The organism is Bordetella genomosp. 13, assembly GCF_002119665.1.
GTDB lineage: Bacteria > Pseudomonadota > Gammaproteobacteria > Burkholderiales > Burkholderiaceae_B > Bordetella.
The window spans coordinates 107136-131596 of the sequence record NZ_CP021111.1 but is presented as its reverse complement, the minus strand read 5'-3'; the positions used below and the strand labels follow the sequence as shown (position 1 = coordinate 131596).

Here is a 24461-nt window from a genome sequence, read left to right as displayed (position 1 = left end):
ACGGGGGCCGAACCGATGTTCGATAAGGCTCACGCCCCCGGAAAACGCCGCGCCCAGCGCGCGGTGGCCTCGGCCAGGAAGCCCGGCACGTCGCGGACCGCGATGGGATCGAAGCCCAGATCGCGCCATGCCTGCTGCAGCGTGTCCAGCGGCCGTGCGGTATCCAGCGCCGCGGCGCCGTTCTGCTTGGACAGCTTCAGCCCGCTGGTCGGATCCACCACCAGCGGCACGTGCATGACGCGCGGAACCGGCAGGTCCAGCAGGCGGGCCAGCACACGTTGCCGCGCGGTCGAACTGAGCAGGTCCGCGCCGCGCACGACGTCGGTCACGCCCTGTGCACCGTCGTCCACCACCACGGCAAGCTGATAGGCCCACAGCCCGTCGGCGCGTCGCAAGGCGAAGTCGCCCACGGCCTGCGCCACGTCCTGCTGCTGCGGGCCCAGCCAACGGTCATGGAAGTGCTCGACGCCCGGCGGTACGCGCAGGCGCCAGGCGCGCGCCTGGCGGCCCGGCTGCAATCCGTTGCGGCATGTGCCGGGATAGGGCCGCTCGCCGTCGACGCCGGCCTCGCCGCCACGCGGCTGCGAATCCGCGATCTCGCGGCGCGTGCAGCCGCAGCCATAGACCAGGCCGCGCGCCGCCAGCGAATTGAACGCCTGCTGATAGGCCGCGCCGCGCCGCGACTGCCACATGACGTCGCCGTCCCAATGCAGACCCAGCTCTTGCAGCTGCGCCATGATGCGCTGCGCCGCGCCTTCGACGGTACGGGGCGCATCGACGTCTTCGATGCGCAGCAGCCAGCGTCCGCGCTGCGCGCGCGCGTCCAGCCAACTGGCCAGCGCGGCCACCAGCGAACCGGCGTGCAGCGGGCCGCTGGGGCTGGGGGCGAAGCGGCCGATGTAGGAAGTCACGAAAGCAATGCGGTGAAGGGAAAGCCGGCAACCCGGGATGCGGAATGTGGACCAAGGCAGTCGCCACGGTCAACGTGACGGCGCCGCCTGGGACTGCACGATAGAATGCGACTCATTCTACATATAGCCATAACAACCCATGCAGACGCGCACTTACCGCTACTGGTACATCGTCCACAAATGGAGCAGCCTGGTCTGCATGGTGTTCCTGTTGATGCTGTGCCTGACGGGCCTGCCGTTGATCTTCGGGCACGAGATCGACCATCTTACCGGCAATGACATCGACGTGGCCCCGGTGGCCAGTCCGCAGCCGCGCGCGCCTGTGGATGCTCTGGTGGCCGACGCGATGGCGCGCCATCCCGGCATGGCGGTGCGCTTCGTCACGGCGGACGACGAAGCGCCGGTATGGTTCATCTCGCTGTCGGCGCAGTTGTCGCCCGCCGCCGGCGGGGCGCTGCTGACCTATGACGCGAGAACCGGCGAACTGCTGCGCCAGACGCCCTTGTGGTCGGGCTTCATGCTGCTGATGCTCAAGTTGCACACCGATCTGTTCGCCGGCCTGCCGGGCGCGCTGCTGCTCGGCTTCATGGGATTGCTGTTCCTGGTGTCACTGGTGTCGGGCGCGGTAGTGTACGGACCATGGATGAAGAAGCTGCCCTATGGCACCGTCCGCCGCAACAAGTCGCCACGCTTGAAATGGCTGGATCTGCACAACGTGCTGGGCATGTCCACGCTGTCGTGGGCGCTGGTCGTCAGCGTGACAGGCGTGCTGCTCACCTTGTCCAAGCCGGTGTACGGGCTGTGGCAGAAAACCGAGTTGCGGCAGATGGTGGCGAGCGCCGGCGATCTGTCGCCACCCACCGCATTGACGTCCCTAGACGCCGCCCTGCGCACCGCACAGGCGGAGGAGCCGGACATGGTGACGGCCTTCGTGGCATTTCCCGGAACGCCGTTGGCGGGTCCGCGCCACTATGCCGTGTTCATGCGGGGCGACGAGGCCATTACCGCGCGCCTGATCAAACCGGTGCTGGTCGATGCGCAGACGGGCGCGTTCTTCGACAAGCGCAGCATGCCCGGCTACGTCGCGGCGCTGCGCATCTCGGGACCGCTGCACTTCGGTGACTACGGCGGCATGCCCTTGAAACTGCTCTGGGCGGTGCTGGACGTGATCGCCATCGTGATCCTGGCCAGCGGCATCTACCTGTGGCTGCGGCGCAGCCGGCAGGACGGCGCGCGGCCGGCGCGCCATGCATCGGCCATGGCCATGGCCGATCAACCCCGTACGGAAGCGCGCTCATGATGCAGGCAGGCGGTTTTCTATGGATCTACGGCGCGCCCCTGGCACTGGGCGTCTGCGGCCTGCTGGGCGTGGGGTTCGCACTGTTCGGCGACGCGGGCTGGGACGCCGTTTCCTGGCTTGCGCTGGGCGCCATGACGGCTGGCGGCCTGTGGCCCGCACTGGTACGTACCGGCAAGGCGCGGGCGAACGCGGTGTCTGATTCGCAACACTGATTGCGCGCCGCGTCTTGCGCGGAAGGTTCGGAGTCCCTAATATCTGGCGCGCAATTACGATTGATTGCCATTTGTATTTCAATTCAACTCCGAACAACCGCCCCACTGCCAGTAAAGGATCCGCCGTGAAGCACGCGTCGAACCGTCGCGCCCGTCTGTTTCAAATAGCCGCCATGACGGCTGCCGTATCGTCCGCCGCCCAGGCCCAACAGGCCGATGGCCGCACTGAACCCGGCGTGGCGCAACTGCCCGGCATCGTCGTTACCGGCGCCGCGGAATCCCCGACGGGGCCCGTTCAAGGTTATGTGGCCTCGCGCAGCGCCACAGCAACCAAGACCGATACCGCCCTGGCCGACACGCCGCAGTCGATCAGCGTGGTGACGCGCGCGCAGATGGAAGATCGCGGCGTGCGCAACCTGTCGGACGCGTTCGCCTATTCGGCGGGCATCATCGGCGACAACGTGGCCGAGGCGCGCTATGACAAGCCCGTGGTGCGCGGCTTCTCGGCCCGGCAGTACCAGGATGGCCTGTACGTGAATTACTACGCCAGCGGCTACCTGATGCCGCGCGTCGAAACCTACGGCCTCGAGCGAGTCGAGATCCTGCGCGGGCCGAGTTCGGTGCTGTATGGCGCGAACGCTCCCGGCGGCCTGGTGAACCTGGTCAGCAAGCGGCCCACCACGCAGGCGCTGCGCGAGATCAACGTGCAGTACGGATCCTTCGACAGCAAGCAGGCCGCCTTCGATCTGGGCGGCGCCGCCAACGCTGGTGAAACCGTGCTGTATCGCCTGACCGGGCTGTGGCGGGATGGCGGCACGCAGACGAAGTACGCCGACGACGACCGCATCTTCATCGCCCCAGCGGTCACTTTCCGTCCTTCGGCCGACACCTCGTTCACCCTGCTGACCCACTACCAGCACGACCGCCAGGGCACCGCCATCAACTTCCTGCCGCGAGAGGGCACCATCGTTCCCACGGTGAACGGCCGCCGCATCCCCACCAAATTCTTCTCGGGCGAACCGGATTTCAACACCTTCGACCGCAAGGAATACGCGCTGGGCTACGAGTTCGAGCACCGGTTCAACAGCACGCTGCGCATGCGTCAGAACCTGCGCTACACCCATGCGGAGCTGGACTACACCGGCGTGTATGGCGTGGGTTGGGCCTCGGCTGCGCAGCAATTCCTGCGGCGCGGCGCGCTGGACGCGGGCGGCGAGCTGGACACGCTGGGCGTCGACACGCAGCTGCAGGCCGACTTCGCCACCGGGCCGCTGCGCCACACCTTCCTGGTCGGCATGGATTACCAGAACGGCCACTTCGACGACAAGCAGGGCTTCGGCACCGTCGGCAGCGGCCTGGGCCTGATCGATCCCTTCGATCCCGTCTACGGGTCCACCATCAACCCGATGGGCTCGTACCTGTACGCGCGGCAGAAGCAGAAGCAGATGGGCCTGTACTTCCAGGACCAGATCAAGCTCACCGACAGCGTCAGCTTCGTCGTGGGTGGACGCAAGGACTGGGCTCGGGCGAACACCACGTCCACGCGAGCCCTGACCGCCACGGGCGCCAGCACCGTCACGCGTAGCGCCATCGAGCAGGACGACTTCACTTACCGCCTGGGCCTGCTCTATCACGCGCCGTATGGGTTCACCCCTTACGTCAGCTACTCGACTTCGTTCCAGCCGCAGGCCGGCACCAATGCGCAAGGCCAGGCGTTCGACCCCACGACCGGCAAGCAGGTCGAGGTGGGCGTCAAGTTCCAGCCTGAAGGCAGCAACAGCTTCGTCACCGCGGCGCTGTACGACCTGCGTCAACAGGACGTGCTTACCGCGGACAGCGCGAACCCCACGTTCCAGGTGCAGACCGGCGAAGTGCGTTCACGAGGACTGGAGCTGGAAGCGACGCTGGACTTCGAGAACGGCCTGAAGGCGATCGGTTCGTACACCTTCATGGACCTGGAGGTGACGAGCAGCAATGGCCCCGACCTGCACAAGGTGCCCACCAACCGTCCGCGCCATACCGCGGCCCTGTGGCTGGACTACACGCAGCGCACGGGGGCGCTGGAAGGCTTGGGATTCGGCATGGGCGGCCGATACATCGGCACCAGCTGGGGCGACTCGACGAACACCTTCAAGGTGCCCGCGGTGTGGCTGGCGGACGCCGCGCTGCACTACACGCTGGACAGGAACTGGCGCTTCGGCCTGACGGCGAACAACCTGTTCGACAAGGAATACGTCGGCCAATGCGGCAGCGCGACCACGTGCTACTACGGCTACCGCCGCAACGTCATCGCCAGCGCGACCTACCGCTGGTAGTCAGTGCAGGCGGCGCGCGCCTTCGTCTTCCAGCAGTTCTTCGAGGACCAGGTTGTCGATCTCGGCTTCCTGGCTCCAGAGGACCATGAGGGCGATGATCTTGATGCGCGACAGCGATACCGGCGTTTCGGGCGCCGCAAGCGCCCGATCGATGACGATTTCGCGCAGCGGGGCCGGCAGAACGCCCGCGGACTCCAGGAAGGTGATGAAGCCGATGGCTTCAGTGCCGAGCTGCTGGTATTCGGAATCGGTGTAGATGCGAATGCCGCTGCTGGGAACCTGGGCAAGCTCGACGCAACGCTCGGTGGTTTCGGCCAGGCCATATAGCCAACCCAACGCGTCGTCGATGTCTTCGTGTTCGAAGCCGGCGGCGGCAAGCCGCTTGGCCAACACGTCAGCCGCAGGACAGGCTTGCGGCGTGTAATAGTTTTCGAACAGATAAACCAGGATATCGAACATATGGCGGCGATAAGGTGCCTGTTTGCACAGTCGGCCCGCATATCGGCAAACCAGCAAACGTAAATTTACTTTACGCCGATTTGTCTGACGGGGCAACTTGACCCAGGGCCCGCGCAGGGGCGGCTCGCCCCATGCGCGTATCGCGGATACCACACCTTCCTGCGGCGCGTCAGGCCGGGGCCGCGCCCCTGGGCGTGCGCGATTGCAACACCTGATTGATCAGCGCGGGGGCCGCCACGGCCAGTCCCACCAGTCCGCTGGTCAGCCCCGGGGCGATCGTCAGCAGCGCTCCTATCGTGCACAGCCATCGTTCCCACGCCTTCATGCCGACCAGCATGTAGCGGGACAGCGCCGCCGACAGCAGCACCAATCCCACCATGCAGCCCAGCAGGGTCACCCAGAAGTCGTACCACGTGAATCCCTGCACCGAGATGAGCAGGGACGGCGAGAACACGAAGACGAATGGCACCAGCAGCTTGGTAATGCCCAGCCGGAACGCCGTGTTGCCTGTCCTGAAGGGATCGCTGCCCGCCATGCCCGCCGCGGCATAGGCGGCCAGCGCCACCGGTGGCGTGATGTCCGCCAGGATGCCGAAATAGAACACGAAGAAGTGGGCCGCGATGGGCTGCACTCCCAGCTGCACCAGCGTGGGCGCCGCCACCGCCACCATGATGAGATAGTTGGCGGTGGTGGGCACGCCGCAGCCCATCAGAATGCATACCAGCCCGGTCATGAGCAGCGCCGCCATCAGCGTCAGCGACTGCGCGCTGGCCAACGCGTCGGGGATCAGCGCGCCGGCGCCCGCCGCCATCCACTGGGCCGCCGAGATCACGATGTACGAGATCTTGAAGCCCACGCCGGTGAGGGTGACCACGCCGATGATCAGGCCCACCGTGCCGGCCGCCGCCCCGACGGCCAGCGCATACTTGGCGCCGGTTTCAAAGGCCTCGTACAGGTCGCGCCATCGCAGGCGCTGCGCCGGATTCAGCAGCCCCACGAGGACGCAACCGGTGATGCCCGCGAAGGCCGCCAGATAGGGCGTGCGGCCGCTGGCCAGCACGCCGATCAGCAGCACCAGGGGCAGCAATGTCGGCCAGCGCTTGCGGAAGGACTCCTTCAGGCGTGGCATTTCTTCGGGGGTCAGACCCCGGAGCCCCTCGCGCTTGGCCTCGAAATGCACCTGCATGAACATGCCGAAGAAGTACAGCGCGGCGGGGAAGATGCCCGCAATGGCGATCTGTTGGTAAGGGATACCCAGGAACTCGATCATCAGGAACGCCGCCGCGCCCATGATGGGCGGCGTGATCTGGCCGCCCGTGCTGGCGGCCGCCTCGACGCCGCCGGCGAAATGGCGCGGATAGCCCACCCGGATCATGGCGGGTATGGTGAGCGAGCCCACCGTGACCGCGTTGGCCACCGACGAGCCCGACAGCATGCCGAACATGGCCGAGCCGAATACCGAAACCTTGGCCGGGCCGCCGGCGTATCGGCCAGCCACGGCCGAGGCGGTGTCCAGGAACAGCTGCCCCAGTCCGATGCGCGTGGCCAGCACGCCGAACAGCACGAAATGGAACACGTAGGTGGCCACAACGCCCACCGCCACGCCATAGACGCCCTGGCTGGTCAGGTACATGTGGTTGACGATCTGCGGCCAGTTGTTGCCGGCGTGCTTCAGCAGACCCGGGAACGCCGGGCCGAAGGCGGCGTATGCCATGAAGATCAGGGCAATGATCGGCAGCGGCCAGCCCATGGCGCGGCGCGTCCCTTCGAGCAGCCCGATGATGAGCACCGTGCCCATGGCCACGTCCATGGGCATGGGGTTGCCTACCCGGTACGCCAGGTCTTCGAAAATGTAGGGGATGTACAGCACGCTGAGCGCCAGCACGACGGCGATGAGCCAGTCGTACAACGGCACGCCGCCCGGCGCGTACCAGGTCGAGCGCGGCTCGCGCCGGTAGTGGGCCTTGCTGAAGCCGAACACCAGAAAGATGAGGGACAGCACGAAGGCCAGGTGCACGCCGCGATGCGTAGCCTCGCGCAGCAGGCCGAAGCCGGCGGTGTAGTAGTGGAACAGCGACAGCGCCACCAGCAGGAGCGACACGATCCACGTGGCCGCCTTGTTCAGTGGGCGAAAGCGGATTTCCGAGTCGTAAGTCTCCGCGAGCCGCTGAGTCTTTTCGTGGTCGATCTGCATGAGGAGAGAGTCCCGCTGGGATACGGCGTGCGGCAGCCGCCCCCGAGCCGGGAGCGGCGTGTGCGTTCGCTAATGAGAATGGCGGCCGCTTATTTCAGCAGCGAGGCTTCTTTGTAGAACTTCTCGGCGCCCGGGTGGAACGGAATGCCCGCCCCCTTCACGGCGTTCTGCAGCGTGATCATCTTGCCCTTGGCATGGCCGCTGTCCAGCGTCTTGCGGGTGGCATCGCTGTAGAGCTTCTTGGTCAGCTCATAGACCACGGCCTCGGGCAGCTTGTCGGAGGTGACCATCTGCGCGTTGACGGAGATGGTGCGCACCTCGGCCACGCCCTGGTACGTGTTGGCCGGAATGACGTCGGGCGTGAAGAACTGCTGCTGGCTGCGCAGCTTGTCGATCTCGGGCCCGACCAGCGGCACCAGTTCGATGCCGCTGCCGCTGGAGGCCAGTTCGGCGATGGCGCTGGCGGGCGCGCCGCCGACGAAGAAGAACGCATCCAGGCCGCCGTCGCGCATCTTGTCGCCGGCCTGGTTGGGCTTGAGATACTCCGCCTTCACGTCCTTGTCGGCCATGCCGTATGCGCCCAGGATAAGCCTCACGTCGACAAGCGTGCCCGAACCGGGCTCGTCCATGGAAACGCGCTTGCCGCGCAAGTCCGCCACCGACTTGATGCCCGAGCCCTTGCGCGCCACCAGATGGATGCTTTCCGGATACAGGGTGGCGATCAGGCGCAGGCCCTGTGCCTTGGGCTTGCCCTCGAAGGTGCCGGTACCGCTGTACGCCCAGTACGCCACGTCCGATTGCGTGAAGCCGGCCTCGAGCGAACCGCCCAGGATGCCGTTGATGTTGGCGACCGAGCCGTTGCTGGCGACGGCGGTGGCGATGAGCTTGCCGGGTTCGGAAATGGAGTTGGCGATCATGCCGCCGACGGGATAATAGGTGCCGGCCGTGCCGCCGGTGCCGATGCGAAAGAACTGTTGGGCTTGCGCCGATGCGGCGGCGCCGGCCAGGGCCATCGCGATGGCCAGGGTCTTGATCCAGGTGGTGGGTTTCATGGCTTCTCCGGAGTGATAGGTGCGCAGCGTTGCGCCGGCCGCTCCCGACCGGCTTTTTGTCAACAAATTCTCACACGCGGCCCGACGCGCGCCAATGCTCGTGAGACTATCGTTTACCTGGGGGTCGACGCCGCACATGGCCGCTGCCCAGCCTCATCGAACAAGGGAAAACATGCATACCGACACATCGCCCGTTACGCCCGCGGCAAGGCCGGGCGATGCGCTGGCCACCGTGGACACGCCCGCGCTGGTGCTCGACCTCGACGCGTTCGAGGCCAACCTGCGCGTCATGCAGGGCTGGGCCGGGCGCCACGGGGTCGCCCTGCGCCCGCACGCCAAGGCGCACAAATGCCCGCAGGTGGCGCTGCGCCAACTGGCGCTGGGCGCGGGCGGCATCTGCTGCCAGAAGGTCAGCGAAGCACTGCCCTTCATCGAGGCCGGCATCCGCGACATCCACATCAGCAACGAGGTCGTGGGCCCCGCCAAGCTGGCGCTGCTGGCCAACCTGGCGCGCGAAGCCTCGCTGAGCGTGTGCGTGGACCATCCCGACAACGTCGACGCCCTGTCCGCCGCGATGACGCGGGCCGGCGCACAGCTGACGGTGCTGGTCGAGGTGGACGTGGGCCAGGGACGCTGCGGCGTGGCCGACAGCGACGCGGCGGTGGCGCTGGCTCGCCGCGTGCAGGCCGCGCCGGGGCTGCGGTTCGGCGGCCTGCAGGCCTACCATGGGGCGATGCAGCACCTGCGTACGCGGGCGCAGCGCGCCCAGGCCGGCGCCGAGGCGGCACGACGGGCCGCCGCCCATGCCCAGGCCCTGCGGCGTCATGGCATCGCTTGCGACCGCATCACCGGCGGCGGCACGGGGAGCGTCGAGTTCGATGCCGCCAGCGGCGTCTATACCGAATTGCAGCCCGGCTCGTATGCGTTCATGGACGTCGACTACGGCAGCAACGAATGGAACGGCCCGCTGGCGTTTCGCCACAGCCTGTTCCTGCTGTCTACCGTGATGAGCGCGGCGGCGCCCGGACGAGCCGTGGCGGACGCGGGCCTGAAATCCGTCACCATCGAATCGGGGCTGCCGTCCGTGCACGGCCGCCCGGGACTGCGGTACGTGGCCGCCAATGACGAACACGGCGTGCTCGCCGTGGACGACGGGGCGGAACCCGTGCTGGGCGAAGTGCTGAAGCTGGTGCCCTCGCACGTGGACCCCACCTTCAACCTGCACGACGAACTGGTGGTTTACCGGGGCGACACCGTGGTCGGGATATGGCCGATTTCGGCGCGGGGCTTGAGCCGCTGATGCCGGCGCGGTCCGGCCTCTATTCGCGACCAGCCACTTGCCGGCCATGACCGCATGTGAGGCTCGGTCATGCCCTCATTCGGAGCAACATGCTTCACATTGGCGCATTCACGCACCAGGGCAGATCATCCCCTGCCCCCTGTCGGTGACCACGCCATACCACCCCAGCCCTCTGTAGGTCTCATAACCCGGCGTCACGGCATAGCCAACCATGCCGTTGGCATCGGAGTAGAAACCGCCGGCCTGGCCCGCAGGCAAAGGCAGCGACTCGGGCACGTCGTCGGCGCTGGCGGCGATGACGCGATGGCGCGCGTCCACCACCAGGCAACGCATGGTGGCGGCCTCTTCTGGCGACAGCCGGATGCCGTTCACCACAGCGGCCGCCTGCTTGGTCCAGTCGAAGAACACAGCCAGTACGCCGCGCGGCTTCTCGACGCACTGCGCGTCGGGATGGATGGCGGCTGCGTACACGGCGCATTGCGCGCCTTCCAGCGCCGCGATCTCCTGCACGTCGCCGGCGGCATAGGCATCCAGCCCCCGGCCCGCCAGCGCCTGGCGGAACCAGGCCTCGCCGCTCACGTCCAGCCCCGCCGCGCGCGGATACCGATCGGGACGGCCATCGCACAGCACCTTGCCGGACGGGTCGATGACCCAGATGTCCAGGTATACGGTGTAGGTGTCCAGGATCACGCCCAGCCGGCGTTGGGCGGCGGCGGCCAGCCTCGGCTGGGGCTCGGCGGCCAGGGCCTGCACCGCGGCCTCGGTGGCCCACCAGCGCACGTCGCAGGTGCGCTCGTACAGATTGCGGTCGATCGTCTCGATCACGTTCAGCGCCATGTCGGCCAGGCGCTGGCCCCGCGCCAGCTGCAGGGCGCGCTGCATGCGCGCGCCCACGTCGCGCAATTCCTCCTGCAGCGAGCTGGCCAGCGCCTCGACCCGATCCGACACCTCGCGCACGCGGCCAGCCACCACGGCGAAGCTGCGGCCCAGTTCCCCCACGTGCGACGCCTCGATGGCGGCATTCAGGCTGAGCAGCCTGGTTTCCAGCGTGATCTCCTTGATCTCGCGGATTTTGACGGACGTGATGTGCTCGATACGCAACGACAGTTCGGCTACGTTCTGGGGGGCATTCATGGCGGATGAGGTGACAGAGGGATGACAGCGATATGCAGTGAATGGAGGCTTTCCAAAATATAGAAAGCAAATTCCGTGCCGTTGCGCAGACGCTCGCAAGGGATGGCTTTACCGTGACCGGCGACGCATCGTTTCGGCGCCGCCGCGGGCCGCGGGAAACCCGTCACGCTCCGTCAGCCCGCCAGTGCTACATTTCGAGTTTTCCCCTGTTTTCCCATCGCCAGGAACCGCTCATGGACTTCAGCCAGTTCAACGTCAACGCCCTCATGGAGATCACCTCCCGCCCCGAACTGGTGTTCGTGCGAGGCGAGGGGTCGTGGCTGGAAGACCATGCGGGCAAGCGCTACCTCGACTTCGTGCAGGGCTGGGCGGTGAACACGCTGGGCCACTGCGCCCCCGAAATGCGCCGCGCCCTGGTCGAGCAGTCCGAAAAACTGATGAACCCCTCGCCGGCGTTCTACAACCTGCCTTCGATCGAGCTGGCCACCCGCCTGACCGCCTCGTCGTGCTTCGACCGCGTGTTCTTCGCCAACAGCGGCGCCGAGGCCAACGAAGGCGCGATCAAGCTGGCGCGCAAGTGGGGCCAGGTGCGCCGCAACGGCGCGTACAAGATCATCACCATGGACCATGGTTTCCATGGCCGCACGCTGGCGACGATGTCCGCCTCGGGCAAGCCGGGCTGGGACAAGATGTTCGCCCCGCAGGTCGAGGGTTTTCCCAAGGCCGACCTGAACGACCTGGAGTCGGTGCGGGCGCTGATCGACGACAAGACCGTCGGCATCATGCTCGAGCCCGTGCAGGGCGAGGCGGGCGTGTTCCCCGCCACCCGCGAGTTCATGCAGGGCCTGCGCAAGCTGGCCGACGAGCACCAGCTGCTGCTGATCGTCGACGAAGTGCAGACCGGCATGGGTCGCACCGGCACCATGTTCGCCTACCAGCAGTTCGACGTGGTGCCCGACATCATGACGCTGGCCAAGGGCATCGGCGGCGGCGTGCCGCTGGCGGCGCTGCTGGCGCGCCAGGACGTCTGCGTGTTCGCGCACGGCGACCAGGGCGGCACCTACAACGGCAACCCGCTGATGGCGGCCGTGGGCGTCGCGGTGTACGACACGCTGATGTCGCCGGGCTTCATGGAGTCGGTGCAGGCCCGCGCCACGCAGTTGTCCGAAGGCCTGCTGGCGCTGTCGGCCAAGTGGGGCATGAAGGGCGAGCGCGGCATGGGCCTGCTGCGCGCCCTGCTGCTGGACCGCGACGACGGCCCGGCCATCGTCGAGGCCGCGCGCAACCTGCCCGAGGGCCTGCTGCTGAACGCCCCGCGCGCCAACCTGCTGCGCTTCATGCCCGCGCTGAACGTCACCGAAGCCGAAGTGGCGCGCATGCTGGAGCAGCTGGACGGCGTGATCGCGGCGGTGCGCAAGTAGCGGGCGCGGCGGCCCGGCGCCACTGCCGGGACTGATCGGCAAGAACGGGGCGGCGTGCACATCACGCCGCCCCTTTCGTTTTGCCGCCCGCCGTCAATCAGACTCGCCGCCGCGCTCCATCTCGGCCAGCCGCTTGTACAGGTACGAGCGCGAAATGCCCAGGACTTCGGCGGCCTTCTTCTTGTTGCCCTGGTATCGCTGCATGACGTCGGCGATCAGTTCGGCCTCCATGCGATCCTTCACCGCCTTCATGGGCAGGTCGGACTGCGCCGCGCGCGCAGGCAGCGCGGGACGGCCCGCGACGCTGGCGGAGTCCAGGTGGTACGAGCTCTGGATGTCGCCGGCCATCTCGAAGTCGGCCACGCGTATCGCCTCGCCTTCGCAGAAGATGGCGGCCCGCTCGACCGCGTGCTGCAGTTGCCGCACGTTGCCGGGCCACGGCAGGGACTGCAGGAAGCGCACCGCCGCGGGCTCGATTTCTTTCACGGCCTTGCCGTGCCGGTCGGCGAACTGCTTCAGAAAGGTGGCAGCCAGATCGGGAATGTCTTCCAGTCGATCTCGCAGCGACGGCACGCGCAGCGTGACGGCGCTGATGCGATAAAAGAGATCGAGGCGGAAGCTGCCCTTCTCGATCATGCTGTTGAAATTGCGATTACTGGCCGAGATCAGGCGGAAGTCGGAACGCCGCAATGCATCGCCGCCCACGCGCTGGAACGAGCCGTCCTGCAGCGTGCGCAGCAGCTTCACCTGTATCTCGAGCGGCATGTCGCCGATCTCGTCCAGGAACAGCGTGCCGCGGTCGGCCTGCTCGAACTTGCCGCGCCGGCCCTTGCGCTCGGCGCCCGTGAAGGCGCCGCCCTCGTAGCCGAACAGCTCGCTTTCCACCAGCGACACGGGCAGGGCCGCGGCATTGATGACAACCATGGGATCGCGCGCACGCGGACTCAGCATGTGGATGGCATGCGCCACCATGTCCTTGCCCACGCCGCTCTCGCCCAGCAGCAGCACGGGCACGTCCAGCGGCGCGATCTTGATGATCTGCTCCTTCAGCCGGGTGACGGGCTCGCTGGCGCCCACGATGGATTCCAGCCCCCTGCTCTGCCGCTCCAGGCCCGACAGCTCGCGCTTGTAGAAGTCGACCTCTTTGCGCAGCCGCGAGATCTCCTCGCTCATCTTCTGCATGGCATCGGGGCTCTTGAACATCACCTGCCCGATGGCGCCGACCACGCGGCGCTGGCGGTTGAAGATGGGAGTGCGGCTGACCACGCGCGTGGTGCCGTGCATCTCCTGCGTCTGGCCTATCTCGGCCTTGCCGCTGCGCAGCACGCTGTCCAGGCGGCTGTTCTCGATGACCTCGCGCGCCGGCCTGCCCACGCCGCCGCCGCGCGACAGGTTGAAGAACTTCTCGTGCACCGGACTGAGGTAGCGCAGCGTGCCTTCCGTATCGACCACAGTGATGGCGCCATACGGATTGGTGATGAAGTGACGCAGGATGTCTCCTGCGAAGTCCACGCTGCCCACGAACTCGAACAACGGGTCGCCCGCCTCGTGCTGGTACACCAGGAAGCACACGCTGTCCTGCAGCGTCGTGCTGAACACGCTCAAAGGCTCGTCCAGGTGCTCTAGTGCGAACAGCGGCGGTACCGGCCGCACGGCCCGGGCGCACCAGCGCCGCGAGAGGTCCTTCAGCAACACGGGATCCGCACCGATCCCCGAGGTAAAACGCACATCGCCGTTGGTGTCCAGTACCGCCACACCCCTTACATCGTTTTCCATGCAAGTGTCTCCTGCATTGTTGTGTGTCTTTCGGGAAAGTGTACGCGTGGCAGACACGGGATGTCTTCCGCCGTGCACCGCGGCACTGGTCTTCCCCGTGCGCGTCCCGTGAAATGCCCATGGCATAGATCTTGCAATTGACCCATCCAGGGAGACGTTCGCCATGGATGACCGATGACACCACTCGAATCGCTACCGCACGTCGACGTGCGCACAGGCGGGCTGACGCTGCTTTCGTCGCTGCGCGTACTCGACCTGACTACGTCGATCGCCGGGCCATATGCCACGCAGCTGCTGGCCGACCTGGGGGCGACGGTGCTGAAGGTGGAGAAGCCCGGCGTGGGCGACGACACGCGCGCATGGGGGCCGCCGTTCCTGCATGGCGTATCGCTCTGGTACCTGAGCGTCAATCGCAACAAGCATGGGCTGACGCTGGACGTGACCGCGCCGGAAGGCCGCGAGGTGTTCGACGCGCTGCTGGAGCACTGCGACGTGCTGGTGCTCAACATGGTGCCGGGCACGCAGCGCAAGCTGGGACTGGACTACGCCAGCCTGCGCGACCGTCATCCGCGCCTGATCCACGCATCGCTGACGGGCTTCGGCCTGACCGGCATGCGCAGCGAGTCGCCATGCTACGACCTCATCGCGGAAGGCTACGCGGGCATCATGGACCTGACCGGCGAGCCGGACTCGGCGCCGCAGAAGGTGGGCACGCCGGCCGCGGACCTGCTGGCGGGCCAGGATCTGGCGCTGGCCGTGCTGGCCGCCTACGTGGCGCGCGCAAGGACGGGACAGGGCACGCACATCGACATCTCGATGCAGTCGAGCATGACGCGCTTCGTGGCGCCGCGGCTGCTGCCCTACCTGGGCGCCGGCGAACTGGCGCGGCGCTCGGGCGGCCGGGATTCGGTCATCGCCATCTACCAGGTGTTCGACACCGCCGACGACCCGCTGTCGCTGGGACTAGGCAACGACCGCATCTGGCAGCGCTTCTGGAAGGCCGTGGGCGATCCCGACATGGGATTGCGGCCTGAGTACGCCACCAACCAGGACCGCCGCGAGCACCGCGCCGAGATCGTCGCGCGCATTGCCGCGCTGCTGGCCACGCAGCCGCGCGAGCACTGGCTGGCGCTGTTCGCGCAGCACCGCATTCCGGCCGGTCCCATCAATCGCCTGGACCAGGTGGCCCAGGATCCCGACCTGCTTCAGAAGGAACTGCTGTACCGCGTGGACGCAGCCGAAGGCCCCATCCCGCAAGTGGGGCTGGGCATCGGCTTCGACGGCTCGCAGCACATACACCGCAAATCGCCGCCCTCGCTGGGAGAGGACACCGATTGCGTGCTGCGGGACTGGCTGGGCTATGCCCAGCCTCGCATCGACACGCTGCGCCGGCAAGGCGTGATCTGAACCCGACTTTCGACACCGCAGACCAAGGACACACCATGGCATTCCAGGAGATTCTGTACGAAGAGCACGGCCCGGTGGGCGTGCTGACGCTGAACCGGCCCGACGACGGCAACATGTTCACCGAGACCATGTGCCACGAGATCCGCGACTGCATCAACGAGGTGCGGCGCGAGACGCGCACCCGTGTGCTGGTGCTGACGGGCGCGGGCGACCGCTTCTTCTGCCTGGGCGGCCGCAAGGACGGCATGCAGGACAGCACGCTGTACGCGGGCGTGCTGCCCACGCTGGAGATGTACGAAAGCATCGACCGCCTGCAGAAGCCCGTGATCGCGTCGGTGAACGGCTACGCCGTCGGCGGCGGCAACGTGCTGCAGATGGTGTGCGACGTGACCATCGCCTCGGACAAGGCCATGTTCCGCCAGGTGGGCCCCATGGTCGGCAGTTTCGACGCCGGCTACGGCACCTGGTACCTGGAAGACCTGGTGGGCAAGAAGCGCGCCAAGCACATCTGGTATGCCAATCCCAAGATCTCGCCGCAGGAGGCGATGGAGATGGGCCTCATCAACCAGGTGGTGCCCGCGGCCGAGCTGCGCCAGGCCACCATGGAGTATGCGCTGACCATCGCCGACCGCGGCGCCTTCGCGCTGGCCTCGATCAAGGCCGCGTTCAACGCCCGCCACGGCGGCGTGGGAGGATTGTCGCGCATGGCGCACGACCTGCTGCTGCGCGGCTACCTGGACAGCGCGGAACACGATGAACTGGCCGCCGCCTTCGCCGAGAAGCGCAAGCCGGACGCCAGCAAGTTCGGCCACTGAGCCGATCGCGCGGGTAGGAGGAAGGCAATGAACACGCTATTGACGCTGCACGATCCCCAGGCCGCCCGGCAGCATTACCTGGCCGGGATCTGGCAACAGGACACGCTGTACACGCTGGCGCGCCATCATGCGCGCGAGCGGCCCGAGGCCTATGCGGTGCGCGATGCCCATCGACGCCTGCGCTGGCGCGAACTGCTGCAGCATGCCGACAGCGTGGCCGAGGCCTTGCACCGCGCGGGGCTTCGTCCCGCCGACCGCGTCGCGGCCTGGCTGCCCAGCAGGGTCGAGACCGTGATCCTGTTCCTGGCGTGTTCGCGCGGCGGATATGTCTTCTGCCCGTCGCTGCACCAGAACTACACGGTCGCCGAGGTCATCGAACTGGCGCAGCGCATGCGCTGCCGCGCCCTGTTCGCCACGCAAGGCTATGGCGCCGACGCCGACCGGCACGACGTCTTCGAACGGGCCGCCGAGATCGACACGCTGAAGTGCCTGTACGCGCTGCCGCGCGCAGACCGGCCGCTGCCAGCGCGCGCCCAACCGTTTCCGCGCGCGGCGGACCTGCCGGCCGTTCGCGGCACGCCCGTGCTGAGTCCCGACAAGATCACCTACCTGGCCTTCACCTCGGGCACCACGGGCGTGCCCAAGGGCGTCATGCACAGCGACAACACCCTGCTGGCCAACGGCCGCGCGCTGGTGCGCGACTGGCATCACACCCACGAGACCATCGCGCTCACCTACAGCCCGATGAGCCATCACATCGGCACGGTGGCGCTGGAACAGATGCTGGTGGCCGGCATGGAACTGGTGCTGCACGACGCGGAAGCCGGCTGGCATCCGCTGGACTGGCTGCTGGAATGCAAGGCGAGCTACGTCATGGGCGTGCCCACGCACGCCATGGACTTGCTGGCCGAGATGCGCCGCCGCGGACTGACGTCGCTGGGCGAGGTGCGCTCGTTCTACATGGCGGGCTCGGCCATTCCGCAGGAGCTGGCCGAACAGTTCGTGCGCATCGGCATCACACCGCAGAACATCTACGGCATGACCGAGAACGGCTCGCACCAGTACACGCTGCCCGACGACCCGCCCCAGGCCATCGTCGCCACCTGCGGACGCGCATGCCACGGCTACGAGATCCGCCTGTGGAAGCAGGACGATCCGGACGCCGAGGCCGACCCCGGAGAAGTGGGCGAGATCGGCGGCCGCGGCGGGCTGCTGATGCTGGGCTACTACGGCAACCAGGAAGCGACCGAGGCCTCGTTCAACGCCTCGGGCTGGTTCATGAGCGGCGACCTGGGCGTGATGGATGGCGATGGACGCATCCGCATCGTGGGCCGCAAGAAGGACCTGATCATCCGCGGCGGACACAACATCCATCCCGCGCGCATCGAAGACCTGGCCCATCGCCATCCCGACGTGCTGAAGGCGGCCGCCTTCGCGGTGCCGGACGAGCGCCTGGGCGAGAAGGTGTGCCTGGCCATCATCCCGCAGCCCGGCAGCGAGCCGGGGGCAGACGACATCCTGCGCCACCTGCACGAGGTCGGCCTGTCGAAGTACGACATGCCCGAATACTTCATCCGCCTGGACAGCTTTCCCATGACGGCCAGCGGCAAGATCCTGAAGCGCGGACTGGTGCAGTGGGTGAAGGAGGAACGCATCGAACCCATCCCCGTGCGCTGGACCGGCGCGGCGACCCACGCCGGATGAGACGACCATGATCCAAGAATCGATGCTCGAGGGCCGCATCGCCCTCATCACCCTGGACCGCCAGAAGGCGCTGAACGCGCTGAGCTTCCAGCAATTGCAGAATCTCGACCAAGCGATCGACCGCGTCGTGGCCAAGCGGGCGCGAGGCCTGGTCATCACGGGCGCGGGCGACAAGGCCTTCTGCGCCGGCGCGGACATACCCGAACTGATCGGCCGCACGCTGCGCGAAGAACACGACGGCGCGCGCATGGGGCAGGAGGTATTCCAGCGCATCCACCAGCTGCCTGTTCCATCGGTGGCGGTGATACACGGCTATGCCTTCGGCGGCGGACTGGAACTGGCGCTGGCCTGCACGTTCCGCGTGGCTACGGCGGCGGCGCGCATGGGGCTGCCGGAAATCAAGCTGGGCCTGATCCCGGGCTATGGCGGCACGCAGCGCCTGCCGCGGCTGGTGGGCGAAGGACGGGCGCTGGAACTGATTCTGTCGGGCCGCACCGTCAAGGCCGACGAGGCCGAACGCATCGGCCTGGTGAACCAGGTGGTGGAAACCGGCGCGCCCGCCGAGATCGGCGCGGCCTATCTCGCCCCGTTCCTGCAGTACGGCCTGAATGCGCTGGACTTCGCCCGGCAGGCCGTGCAGCGCGGCATGCAGACCACGCTGGAGGAGGGGCTGCGCATCGAGCGCGACCTGTCCACGCTGGCCTATCGCACCGCCGACGCCGCGGAAGGCATGCAGGCCTTCCTGGACAAGCGCGGCCCCGTTTTCAAGGATGCCTGACCATGACCCCACCCACCATCGTCGTCACCGGCGCCAGCCGCGGCATCGGCGCGGAGATCGCCGTCTCGCTGGCCCGCGCCGGCTTTCACGTGGCCTGCCTGTCGCGGTCGGGCCAGATGCCCGCCGTGGCCGACGTGCCGTCCGAGCTGCGGGCCCGCTGGCATGCGGTGGCCTGCGACGTGGGCGAGGCCGCGCAGATCGCCACGGCGCTGGCCACGGTCGCGGAGCGCTGCGGCGGCCGCATCGCCGGCCTGGTGAACAACGCCGGCCAGCATACCGACGGCGCCGCGGCCACGCTGGATCCCGCCGACTTCAACGCGCTGATGCACGCCAACGCCACCTCGGTGCTGATGGTCAGCCAGGCCGCGTATCCGCTGCTGCAGGCCAACGGCGGCGGCCTGGTGCTGAACATGGGCTCGTTCTACGACAAGCTCGGCGTGAAGAAGAACACCGCCTATTGCGCGTCGAAGGCCGCGGTGGGCGCGATCACGCGCTGCCTGGCGGTGGAATGGGCGGCCGACGACATCCAGGTGATCAACCTCGCGCCCGGCTACGTCCTCACCGACCTGAACCACGACTTCATGACCAGCGGGCCACTGGCCCAGCACCTGCAGAAGCGCATCCCGCGCCGCAGTCCCGCGCAGGCCGCCGAGGTGGCCGACATGGTGACGTCGCTGTTCGCGCTGCGCTCGCGCTTCCTGACGGGCGAGACCATTTACCTGGACGGCGGGCAGAGCCTGGTGGTGTAGGCCGCCGTCCGCAAGCAGACAAGGAGTGACCGATGAACGTGCTGCAACGCCTGGATGCCTCGCTGCCCTGGAGCGAAGAGGAGTCCATGCTGATCGAGTCGGTGCGCGCGCTGGCGCGGGACCGCATCGCGCCGCGCGCGGCGGAACTGGACCGCAGCGGCGAGTTCCCGTGGGACAACGTGGCGGACATCAACGCCCTGGGCCTGAACGCCATGTTCATCCCGGAAGCGTATGGCGGATCGCCGCTGTCCTATTCGTGCTACCTGGCCTGCGTGCGCGAGATCTCGGCGGCGTGCGCCTCCACCGGCATCGTGTGGGCCACCAACTTCCACGCCATCAAGCCGGTCATCGAGTTCGGCAACGAGGCCCAGAAGGCACGGCTTCTGCCCGTCATCGTGCAGGGCGGCCTGGCCTCGCTGGTCATCACCGAACCCTCGGCGGGCTCCGACGCCACCGGCATGCGCACCCGCTTCGAGGAGCAGGGCGACGAGATCGTCATCAACGGACAGAAGACCTTCATCACCAACGGCGACGTGGCCGACGTCTACCTGCTGTTCGGCAAGTGGGCCGGCATCGACGATCCCAAGCGGGCCATCAGCGCGGTGGTGGTCGAGAAGGGCGCGCCCGGCCTCTCCGTGGTCGGGGTGGAAGACAAGATGGGCACGCGCGCTTCCAGCACGGCCACGCTGTCGTTCGAGAACTGCCGCATCCCGCGCGCCAACCTGCTGTGCGAGCCTGGTGATGGCCTGCGCATCCTGCTGACTTCGCTGAACCGCTCTCGTCCCAGCGTGGCCGCGCATGCGCTGGGCATCGCCCGCGCGGCCTTCGAGGACGCCATCGCGTACATCAACGAGCGCCGCCAGTTCAAGCGCCGCGTACTGGAATTCCAGGGCGTGCAGTTCATGGTGGCGGATCTGGCGGCGGAACTGGCCACCTGCGAATCGTGGCTGTGGCGGGTCGCCGGCATGGTGGACGCGCAGGCGGAGGACATCGGCATCGAGGCGTCCATCCTGAAGCTGCGGGCCACCGATCTTGCCATGCGCATGAGCACCGAGGCCGTGCAACTGCTGGGCGGCTACGGCTACTGCAAGGACTACCGTGCCGAGCGCCTGATGCGCGACGCCAAGATCACGCAGATCTGGGAAGGCACCAACCAGATCCACCGCCAGCTGATCGGCCGCAGCTTTCTGAACAAGGAATGAATCCATGACCAACATCAAGACCGTCGGCGTCGTCGGATGCGGCACCATGGGCACGGGCATCGCCATCGTGGTGGCCCGCGCCGGTTTCAAGCTGCGCGTCTACGACACTCGCGCCGACCTGCTGGAACAGGGCCGCAAGCAGGCCGCGGCCTTCCTGCGCAAGTCCGTGGAGCGCGGCAAGCTGGCGCCCGGCCAGGACGAAGCCATCCTGGCCAACTGGCACGTCAGCGACAGCCTCGAATCACTCGCCGACTGCGACATCGTCATCGAGGCCGTGTTCGAGGACATACGCGTCAAGCACGAGCTGTTCGGCAAGCTGGACAGGATCTGCGGCCCGCACACGCTGTTCGCATCGAACACGTCCACGCTGTCCATCACCGAGATCGCGGGCGGCAGCGGCCGCGATGGCAATGTGGTGGGCATGCATTTCTGCCTGCCGGCGCAGCTGATGAAGCTGGTGGAGATGTCGCCGGGCCTGAGCACCACCGAGGACACGCTGCGCCAGGCCTGGGCGTTCTGCGAGGCGCTGGGGCAGAAGCCGGTGCTGACGCGCGACACCCCGGGGTTCATCCTGAACTACTTCCTGGTGCCCTGGCACAACGACGTCATCAATCTGGTGGATCAGGGCGTGGCGGAGCCGGCCGACATCGATACCGCCGTGAAGACCGCGCTGGGCTATCCGCTGGGACCGCTGGAACTGCTGGACATGGTGGGCATGGACACGCAGAAGCTGCTGTGCGAGGCCCTGCACGGCAGCACGCACGAACCGCGCGCGGCCTGCCCGCCGCTGGTGAAACGCATGATCGGCGCCAGGCGCCTGGGCCGCAAGAGCGGCGCGGGCTTTCACCGCTACGACAGCGACAAGATCTTCGGAGCATGACGCACATGAGCTACCGCATCGTCCACGGCGGAGACAGCCCGTCTTTTCCGCAATCCCATTCTTTCCTGCAGCAGGCCGACGACGGCGGCGCGGGCCGCGTCTATCTTGGCCGCGACGCCGGACGCCGGTACCGTCAGGACCGCGCGGCGGCGGCGCAGGCCGCCTTCGTCGCCATCGAGCTGGACCTGGAGTGCCTGGGCGTGCACATCGGCGACGATGACGACGGCCAGGCTCGCAACGTGGTGGGCTTCGCGCGCTTTCGCCTGGGCGACGCCGATCCCACCGCGCTGGTCGAGCTGGTGCGCAAGCCCTACACCTCGCCAGAGGCCTTGCAGGCGGCGCGCCAGGCCTTCGAATCCGCGGGGCTGGTGGTGGCCGTGTGCAACGACTTCCCGGGCCGCATCCTGAACCGCCTGGTCCGCCCGTACTACAACGCCGCCCTGCGCCGCCTGGACGAAGGCCTGGCCAGCGCCGAGGACATGGACACGACGCTGCGCCTGGGCCTGGGCTACCCCGAGGGACCCATCGCGCTGCTGCGCCGCACCGGCCTGCACCACCACTATCGCGTGACGCAGGCGCTGTACGAGATGCTGGGACAGGAGCCCTACGCCCCGGCGCGCCGTGCGAGCGTCGCATGGCAGCGCCATCTGCAGGAGCGCGACGATGCAGCCGCTCAGTGACATTACCGTTCTGGACTTCAGCACGCTGCTGCCCGGTCCGCTTTGCACGCTGCTGCTGGCCGAGGCGGGCGCGCGCGTCATCAAGATCGAGCGTCCGGACGGCGACGAGATGCGCGGCTACGTGCCGCGGCTGGGCGAGGACAGCGTCAATTTCACGCTGCTCAATCGCGGCAAGACCTCGGTCGCCGTGGACCTGAAGGATTCCGACGAGCGCGCGCGCGTGCTGCGCCTGGTGGAAGAGGCCGACGTGCTGGTGGAGCAGTTCCGGCCCGGCGTGATGCAGCGGCTCGGGCTGGACTACGACAGCGTGGCGCGCATCAATCCGCGCATCGTCTATTGCTCGATCACGGGCTACGGACAGACCGGCCCCAAGGCGCGGGTCGCGGCGCACGACCTGAACTACCAGGCCGAGACCGGCATGCTGGCCCTGGCGGGCGATGCGCAGGGTCGCCCCGTGGTGCCGCCGGCGCTGACCGCCGACATCGCGGGCGGGGCGTATCCCGCGATGATGAACATCCTCCTGGCCCTGCGGCAGCGCGAACACAGCGGGTCGGGATGCCACCTCGACATCTCCATGGCCGACAACCTCTTCACGATGATGTACTGGGGGCTGGGCAACGGCTGGGGCCATGGCGAATGGCCGCGGCCCGCGGGCGACATGGTCACCGGCGGCAGCAGCCGCTATCAGGTCTACGAGACCGCCGACGGCCGCTACCTTGCTGCCGCGCCGCTCGAAGAGAAATTCTGGCGCGGCTTCGTGGATGTAATCGGCCTGCCTCAGCTGGCGGATGAGCCGGACGGCGAGGCGGTGCGGCAGCAGGTGGCGGCCGCGGTACGGCGGCGCACCGCCGACCAGTGGATGGCGGCATTCGAAGGCCGGGACACCTGCGTGAGCGTGGTGGCGAGCCTGGAAGAGGCCGTGCGCGACCCGCACTTCCAGGCCCGCGGCATCTTCGAGCACGAGGTCGCCAACCGCGACGGGCAGGCTCTGCCGGCCCTGCCCGTGCCCATCGCCGCCTGCCTGCGCATGCCGGCCCACCGCGGCCGCGTGCCGGGGCTGGGCGAGCACACGCGCCAGGCGCTGCCCAGGAAGGAGACCAGGTCATGAAAGCGCTCGTGGTAAGGGCCTTCGCACCTGTGGACCAGCACCGCGTCGAGATCCTGCCGGACCCCGAGCCGGGCGCCGGCGAAGTGTTGATCGAGGTGGCGGCCGCGGGTGTGAACTATCCCGACACGCTGGTGGTGTCGGGCAAGTATCAGGTGCTGCCGCCGCTGCCCTTCGTGCCGGGCAAGGACGCCAGCGGCACGGTGCTGCGCGTGGGGCCCGGCGTGACCACGCCGCGGCCGGGCGACCGGGTGGTGGCGCACATGGAGCACGGCGCCTGGGCCGGCCGCGCCGTGGCCCCGGCCGCCAACTGCTGCGTGCTGCCCGACAGCGTCGGGTTCGACGATGCCGCCGCGATGGGCCTGGTGTACCAGACGGCCTACTTCGCGCTGGTCGAGCGCGGCGGCTTCAAGGCCGGCGAGATCGTGCTGATCAACGGCGCGGCCGGCGGCGTGGGCGGCGCGGCGGTGCAGCTGGTGAAGGCCCTGGGCGGCGTGGCGCTGGCGGGTGTGAACACGCCGCGACAGGCCCAGGCCGCCCGTGAGATGGGCGCGGATCACGTCATCGACCTGGCCGCCGAAAACCTGCGCGACAGCCTGCGCGCTCAGGTGCACGACGTGACCGATGGCCATGGCGCAGACGTCATCCTCGACCCGCTGGGCGACGAGGTGTTCGCGGCCTCGCTGCGCGCGCTGGCCTGGTGCGGCAGGCTGGTCGTCATCGGCTTCGCGGCGGGCGACATCCCGACGCTGAAGGTGAATTACCTGCTGTTGAAGAACATCGCGGTCAGCGGCCTGCAATGGAGCGATTACCGCGACCGCCAGCCCGAGCGGGTGGCCGAGGTGCAGCGCCATCTGATGCGCCTGCACGAGGAAGGCCGCATCCGGCCGCGGCTGGCCGCCGTGCTGCCGCTGGAGCAGGTAGGCATCGCCCTCGAGGCCTTGGCGCAAGGACGCGCCACGGGCAAGTACGTGGTCAGCATGGAATGACCCGAGCTGGCCGCGCCAGCACCCATCGCCGCGCATGCGCGAGCGCATACGCGAACGCAACGACATCCCACAAGAGAA

21 protein-coding genes are annotated in these 24461 nt (G+C 67.8%); 15 read left to right on the top strand and 6 right to left on the bottom strand.

Going from position 1 to position 24461, the window contains the following annotated elements:
• Positions 1–29: 29 nt before the first annotated feature.
• Positions 30–911 carry a tRNA glutamyl-Q(34) synthetase GluQRS gene (gluQRS, locus tag CAL15_RS00580; protein WP_232468079.1) on the bottom strand — a complete coding sequence of 294 codons (882 nt, stop codon included), beginning with the start codon at positions 909–911 and terminating at the stop codon, positions 30–32.
• A 139-nt stretch (positions 912–1050) separates the two neighbouring features.
• Here gluQRS and CAL15_RS00575 point away from each other — a divergent pair, with 139 nt between their 5' ends.
• The 3 genes from CAL15_RS00575 to CAL15_RS00565 all read left to right on the top strand — a co-directional run bounded on the left by CAL15_RS00575 (position 1051) and on the right by CAL15_RS00565 (position 4738).
• Positions 1051–2211 carry a PepSY-associated TM helix domain-containing protein gene (locus CAL15_RS00575; protein WP_086076843.1) on the top strand — a complete coding sequence of 387 codons (1161 nt, stop codon included), beginning with the start codon at positions 1051–1053 and terminating at the stop codon, positions 2209–2211.
• The gene (locus tag CAL15_RS00570; protein ID WP_086076842.1) at positions 2208–2423 is read left to right on the top strand and encodes a hypothetical protein; all 216 of its coding nucleotides are present in this window, start codon (positions 2208–2210) and stop codon (positions 2421–2423) included. The genes CAL15_RS00575 and CAL15_RS00570 overlap by 4 nt, the downstream gene beginning before the upstream one ends.
• Before the next feature lie 173 nt (positions 2424–2596).
• Entirely contained in the window at positions 2597–4738 is a 2142-nt protein-coding gene (locus tag CAL15_RS00565) for a TonB-dependent siderophore receptor (protein WP_086076841.1), read from the top strand.
• Here CAL15_RS00565 and CAL15_RS00560 read toward each other — a convergent pair whose 3' ends face one another.
• The 3 genes from CAL15_RS00560 to CAL15_RS00550 all read right to left on the bottom strand — a co-directional run bounded on the left by CAL15_RS00560 (position 4739) and on the right by CAL15_RS00550 (position 8443).
• The gene (locus CAL15_RS00560; RefSeq protein ID WP_086076840.1) at positions 4739–5197 is read right to left on the bottom strand and encodes a DUF494 family protein; all 459 of its coding nucleotides are present in this window, start codon (positions 5195–5197) and stop codon (positions 4739–4741) included.
• A gap of 169 nt (positions 5198–5366) precedes the next feature.
• Positions 5367–7391, bottom strand: coding sequence for a TRAP transporter permease (locus CAL15_RS00555; RefSeq protein WP_086076839.1), 2025 nt, complete (start codon positions 7389–7391; stop codon positions 5367–5369).
• An 89-nt stretch (positions 7392–7480) separates the two neighbouring features.
• Entirely contained in the window at positions 7481–8443 is a 963-nt protein-coding gene (locus CAL15_RS00550) for a TAXI family TRAP transporter solute-binding subunit (protein ID WP_086076838.1), read from the bottom strand.
• A gap of 172 nt (positions 8444–8615) precedes the next feature.
• Between CAL15_RS00550 and CAL15_RS00545 the strand changes: the two genes are divergently transcribed.
• The gene (locus CAL15_RS00545; protein WP_086076837.1) at positions 8616–9743 is read left to right on the top strand and encodes a DSD1 family PLP-dependent enzyme; all 1128 of its coding nucleotides are present in this window, start codon (positions 8616–8618) and stop codon (positions 9741–9743) included.
• Between the two features lie 108 nt (positions 9744–9851).
• Here CAL15_RS00545 and CAL15_RS00540 read toward each other — a convergent pair whose 3' ends face one another.
• Positions 9852–10877 carry a methyl-accepting chemotaxis protein gene (locus CAL15_RS00540; protein WP_086076836.1) on the bottom strand — a complete coding sequence of 342 codons (1026 nt, stop codon included), beginning with the start codon at positions 10875–10877 and terminating at the stop codon, positions 9852–9854.
• Positions 10878–11110: 233 nt separating this feature from the next.
• Here CAL15_RS00540 and CAL15_RS00535 point away from each other — a divergent pair, with 233 nt between their 5' ends.
• A complete protein-coding gene (locus CAL15_RS00535) occupies positions 11111–12298 on the top strand; it encodes an acetylornithine transaminase (protein WP_086076835.1) in 1188 nt (395 codons plus the stop codon).
• Positions 12299–12391: 93 nt separating this feature from the next.
• Here CAL15_RS00535 and CAL15_RS00530 read toward each other — a convergent pair whose 3' ends face one another.
• On the bottom strand, positions 12392–14074 hold the full coding sequence (locus CAL15_RS00530; RefSeq protein WP_086076834.1) for a sigma-54 interaction domain-containing protein: 1683 nt from the start codon (positions 14072–14074) through the stop codon (positions 12392–12394).
• A gap of 174 nt (positions 14075–14248) precedes the next feature.
• On the opposite strand from CAL15_RS00530, the gene CAL15_RS00525 reads away from it, so the two are divergent.
• The 10 genes from CAL15_RS00525 to CAL15_RS00480 are packed head-to-tail and all read left to right on the top strand — an operon-like array spanning position 14249 to position 24383.
• Positions 14249–15481, top strand: coding sequence for a CaiB/BaiF CoA transferase family protein (locus tag CAL15_RS00525; RefSeq protein WP_086076833.1), 1233 nt, complete (start codon positions 14249–14251; stop codon positions 15479–15481).
• A 35-nt stretch (positions 15482–15516) separates the two neighbouring features.
• Positions 15517–16296 (top strand): enoyl-CoA hydratase-related protein, encoded by a 780-nt coding sequence (locus tag CAL15_RS00520; RefSeq protein WP_086076832.1) that lies wholly within the window; start codon positions 15517–15519, stop codon positions 16294–16296.
• A 27-nt stretch (positions 16297–16323) separates the two neighbouring features.
• Positions 16324–18000 carry a class I adenylate-forming enzyme family protein gene (locus tag CAL15_RS00515; protein ID WP_086076831.1) on the top strand — a complete coding sequence of 559 codons (1677 nt, stop codon included), beginning with the start codon at positions 16324–16326 and terminating at the stop codon, positions 17998–18000.
• Between the two features lie 7 nt (positions 18001–18007).
• The gene (locus tag CAL15_RS00510) at positions 18008–18778 is read left to right on the top strand and encodes an enoyl-CoA hydratase/isomerase family protein (RefSeq protein ID WP_086076830.1); all 771 of its coding nucleotides are present in this window, start codon (positions 18008–18010) and stop codon (positions 18776–18778) included.
• A gap of 2 nt (positions 18779–18780) precedes the next feature.
• Positions 18781–19527, top strand: coding sequence for an SDR family NAD(P)-dependent oxidoreductase (locus CAL15_RS00505; RefSeq protein WP_086076829.1), 747 nt, complete (start codon positions 18781–18783; stop codon positions 19525–19527).
• A 32-nt stretch (positions 19528–19559) separates the two neighbouring features.
• The gene (locus CAL15_RS00500) at positions 19560–20729 is read left to right on the top strand and encodes an acyl-CoA dehydrogenase family protein (RefSeq protein ID WP_086076828.1); all 1170 of its coding nucleotides are present in this window, start codon (positions 19560–19562) and stop codon (positions 20727–20729) included.
• Between the two features lie 4 nt (positions 20730–20733).
• Positions 20734–21609 carry a 3-hydroxyacyl-CoA dehydrogenase family protein gene (locus tag CAL15_RS00495; RefSeq protein ID WP_086076827.1) on the top strand — a complete coding sequence of 292 codons (876 nt, stop codon included), beginning with the start codon at positions 20734–20736 and terminating at the stop codon, positions 21607–21609.
• A 5-nt stretch (positions 21610–21614) separates the two neighbouring features.
• Positions 21615–22289 carry a 3-hydroxyacyl-CoA dehydrogenase family protein gene (locus tag CAL15_RS00490; protein ID WP_086076826.1) on the top strand — a complete coding sequence of 225 codons (675 nt, stop codon included), beginning with the start codon at positions 21615–21617 and terminating at the stop codon, positions 22287–22289.
• The gene (locus CAL15_RS00485) at positions 22273–23397 is read left to right on the top strand and encodes a CaiB/BaiF CoA transferase family protein (protein ID WP_086076825.1); all 1125 of its coding nucleotides are present in this window, start codon (positions 22273–22275) and stop codon (positions 23395–23397) included. Before CAL15_RS00490 ends, CAL15_RS00485 begins: the two co-directional genes overlap by 17 nt.
• Positions 23394–24383 carry an NADPH:quinone oxidoreductase family protein gene (locus CAL15_RS00480; RefSeq protein WP_086076824.1) on the top strand — a complete coding sequence of 330 codons (990 nt, stop codon included), beginning with the start codon at positions 23394–23396 and terminating at the stop codon, positions 24381–24383. The genes CAL15_RS00485 and CAL15_RS00480 overlap by 4 nt, the downstream gene beginning before the upstream one ends.
• The last annotated feature ends 78 nt before the right edge of the window (positions 24384–24461 follow it).

Bases quoted from the DNA above. Each gene is read 5' to 3' on its own strand.
- CAL15_RS00575 (WP_086076843.1), top strand. From the start codon at position 1,051: ATGCAGACGCGCACTTACCGCTACTGGTACATCGTCCACAAATGGAGC.
- CAL15_RS00570 (WP_086076842.1), top strand. From the start codon at position 2,208: ATGATGCAGGCAGGCGGTTTTCTATGGATCTACGGCGCGCCCCTGGCA.
- CAL15_RS00565 (WP_086076841.1), top strand. From the start codon at position 2,597: ATGACGGCTGCCGTATCGTCCGCCGCCCAGGCCCAACAGGCCGATGGC.
- CAL15_RS00560 (WP_086076840.1), bottom strand. From the start codon at position 5,197: ATGTTCGATATCCTGGTTTATCTGTTCGAAAACTATTACACGCCGCAA.
- CAL15_RS00555 (WP_086076839.1), bottom strand. From the start codon at position 7,391: ATGCAGATCGACCACGAAAAGACTCAGCGGCTCGCGGAGACTTACGAC.
- CAL15_RS00550 (WP_086076838.1), bottom strand. From the start codon at position 8,443: ATGAAACCCACCACCTGGATCAAGACCCTGGCCATCGCGATGGCCCTG.
- CAL15_RS00545 (WP_086076837.1), top strand. From the start codon at position 8,616: ATGCATACCGACACATCGCCCGTTACGCCCGCGGCAAGGCCGGGCGAT.
- CAL15_RS00540 (WP_086076836.1), bottom strand. From the start codon at position 10,877: ATGAATGCCCCCCAGAACGTAGCCGAACTGTCGTTGCGTATCGAGCAC.
- CAL15_RS00535 (WP_086076835.1), top strand. From the start codon at position 11,111: ATGGACTTCAGCCAGTTCAACGTCAACGCCCTCATGGAGATCACCTCC.
- CAL15_RS00530 (WP_086076834.1), bottom strand. From the start codon at position 14,074: ATGGAAAACGATGTAAGGGGTGTGGCGGTACTGGACACCAACGGCGAT.
- CAL15_RS00525 (WP_086076833.1), top strand. From the start codon at position 14,249: ATGACACCACTCGAATCGCTACCGCACGTCGACGTGCGCACAGGCGGG.
- CAL15_RS00520 (WP_086076832.1), top strand. From the start codon at position 15,517: ATGGCATTCCAGGAGATTCTGTACGAAGAGCACGGCCCGGTGGGCGTG.
- CAL15_RS00515 (WP_086076831.1), top strand. From the start codon at position 16,324: ATGAACACGCTATTGACGCTGCACGATCCCCAGGCCGCCCGGCAGCAT.
- CAL15_RS00510 (WP_086076830.1), top strand. From the start codon at position 18,008: ATGATCCAAGAATCGATGCTCGAGGGCCGCATCGCCCTCATCACCCTG.
- CAL15_RS00505 (WP_086076829.1), top strand. From the start codon at position 18,781: ATGACCCCACCCACCATCGTCGTCACCGGCGCCAGCCGCGGCATCGGC.
- CAL15_RS00500 (WP_086076828.1), top strand. From the start codon at position 19,560: ATGAACGTGCTGCAACGCCTGGATGCCTCGCTGCCCTGGAGCGAAGAG.
- CAL15_RS00495 (WP_086076827.1), top strand. From the start codon at position 20,734: ATGACCAACATCAAGACCGTCGGCGTCGTCGGATGCGGCACCATGGGC.
- CAL15_RS00490 (WP_086076826.1), top strand. From the start codon at position 21,615: ATGAGCTACCGCATCGTCCACGGCGGAGACAGCCCGTCTTTTCCGCAA.
- CAL15_RS00485 (WP_086076825.1), top strand. From the start codon at position 22,273: ATGCAGCCGCTCAGTGACATTACCGTTCTGGACTTCAGCACGCTGCTG.
- CAL15_RS00480 (WP_086076824.1), top strand. From the start codon at position 23,394: ATGAAAGCGCTCGTGGTAAGGGCCTTCGCACCTGTGGACCAGCACCGC.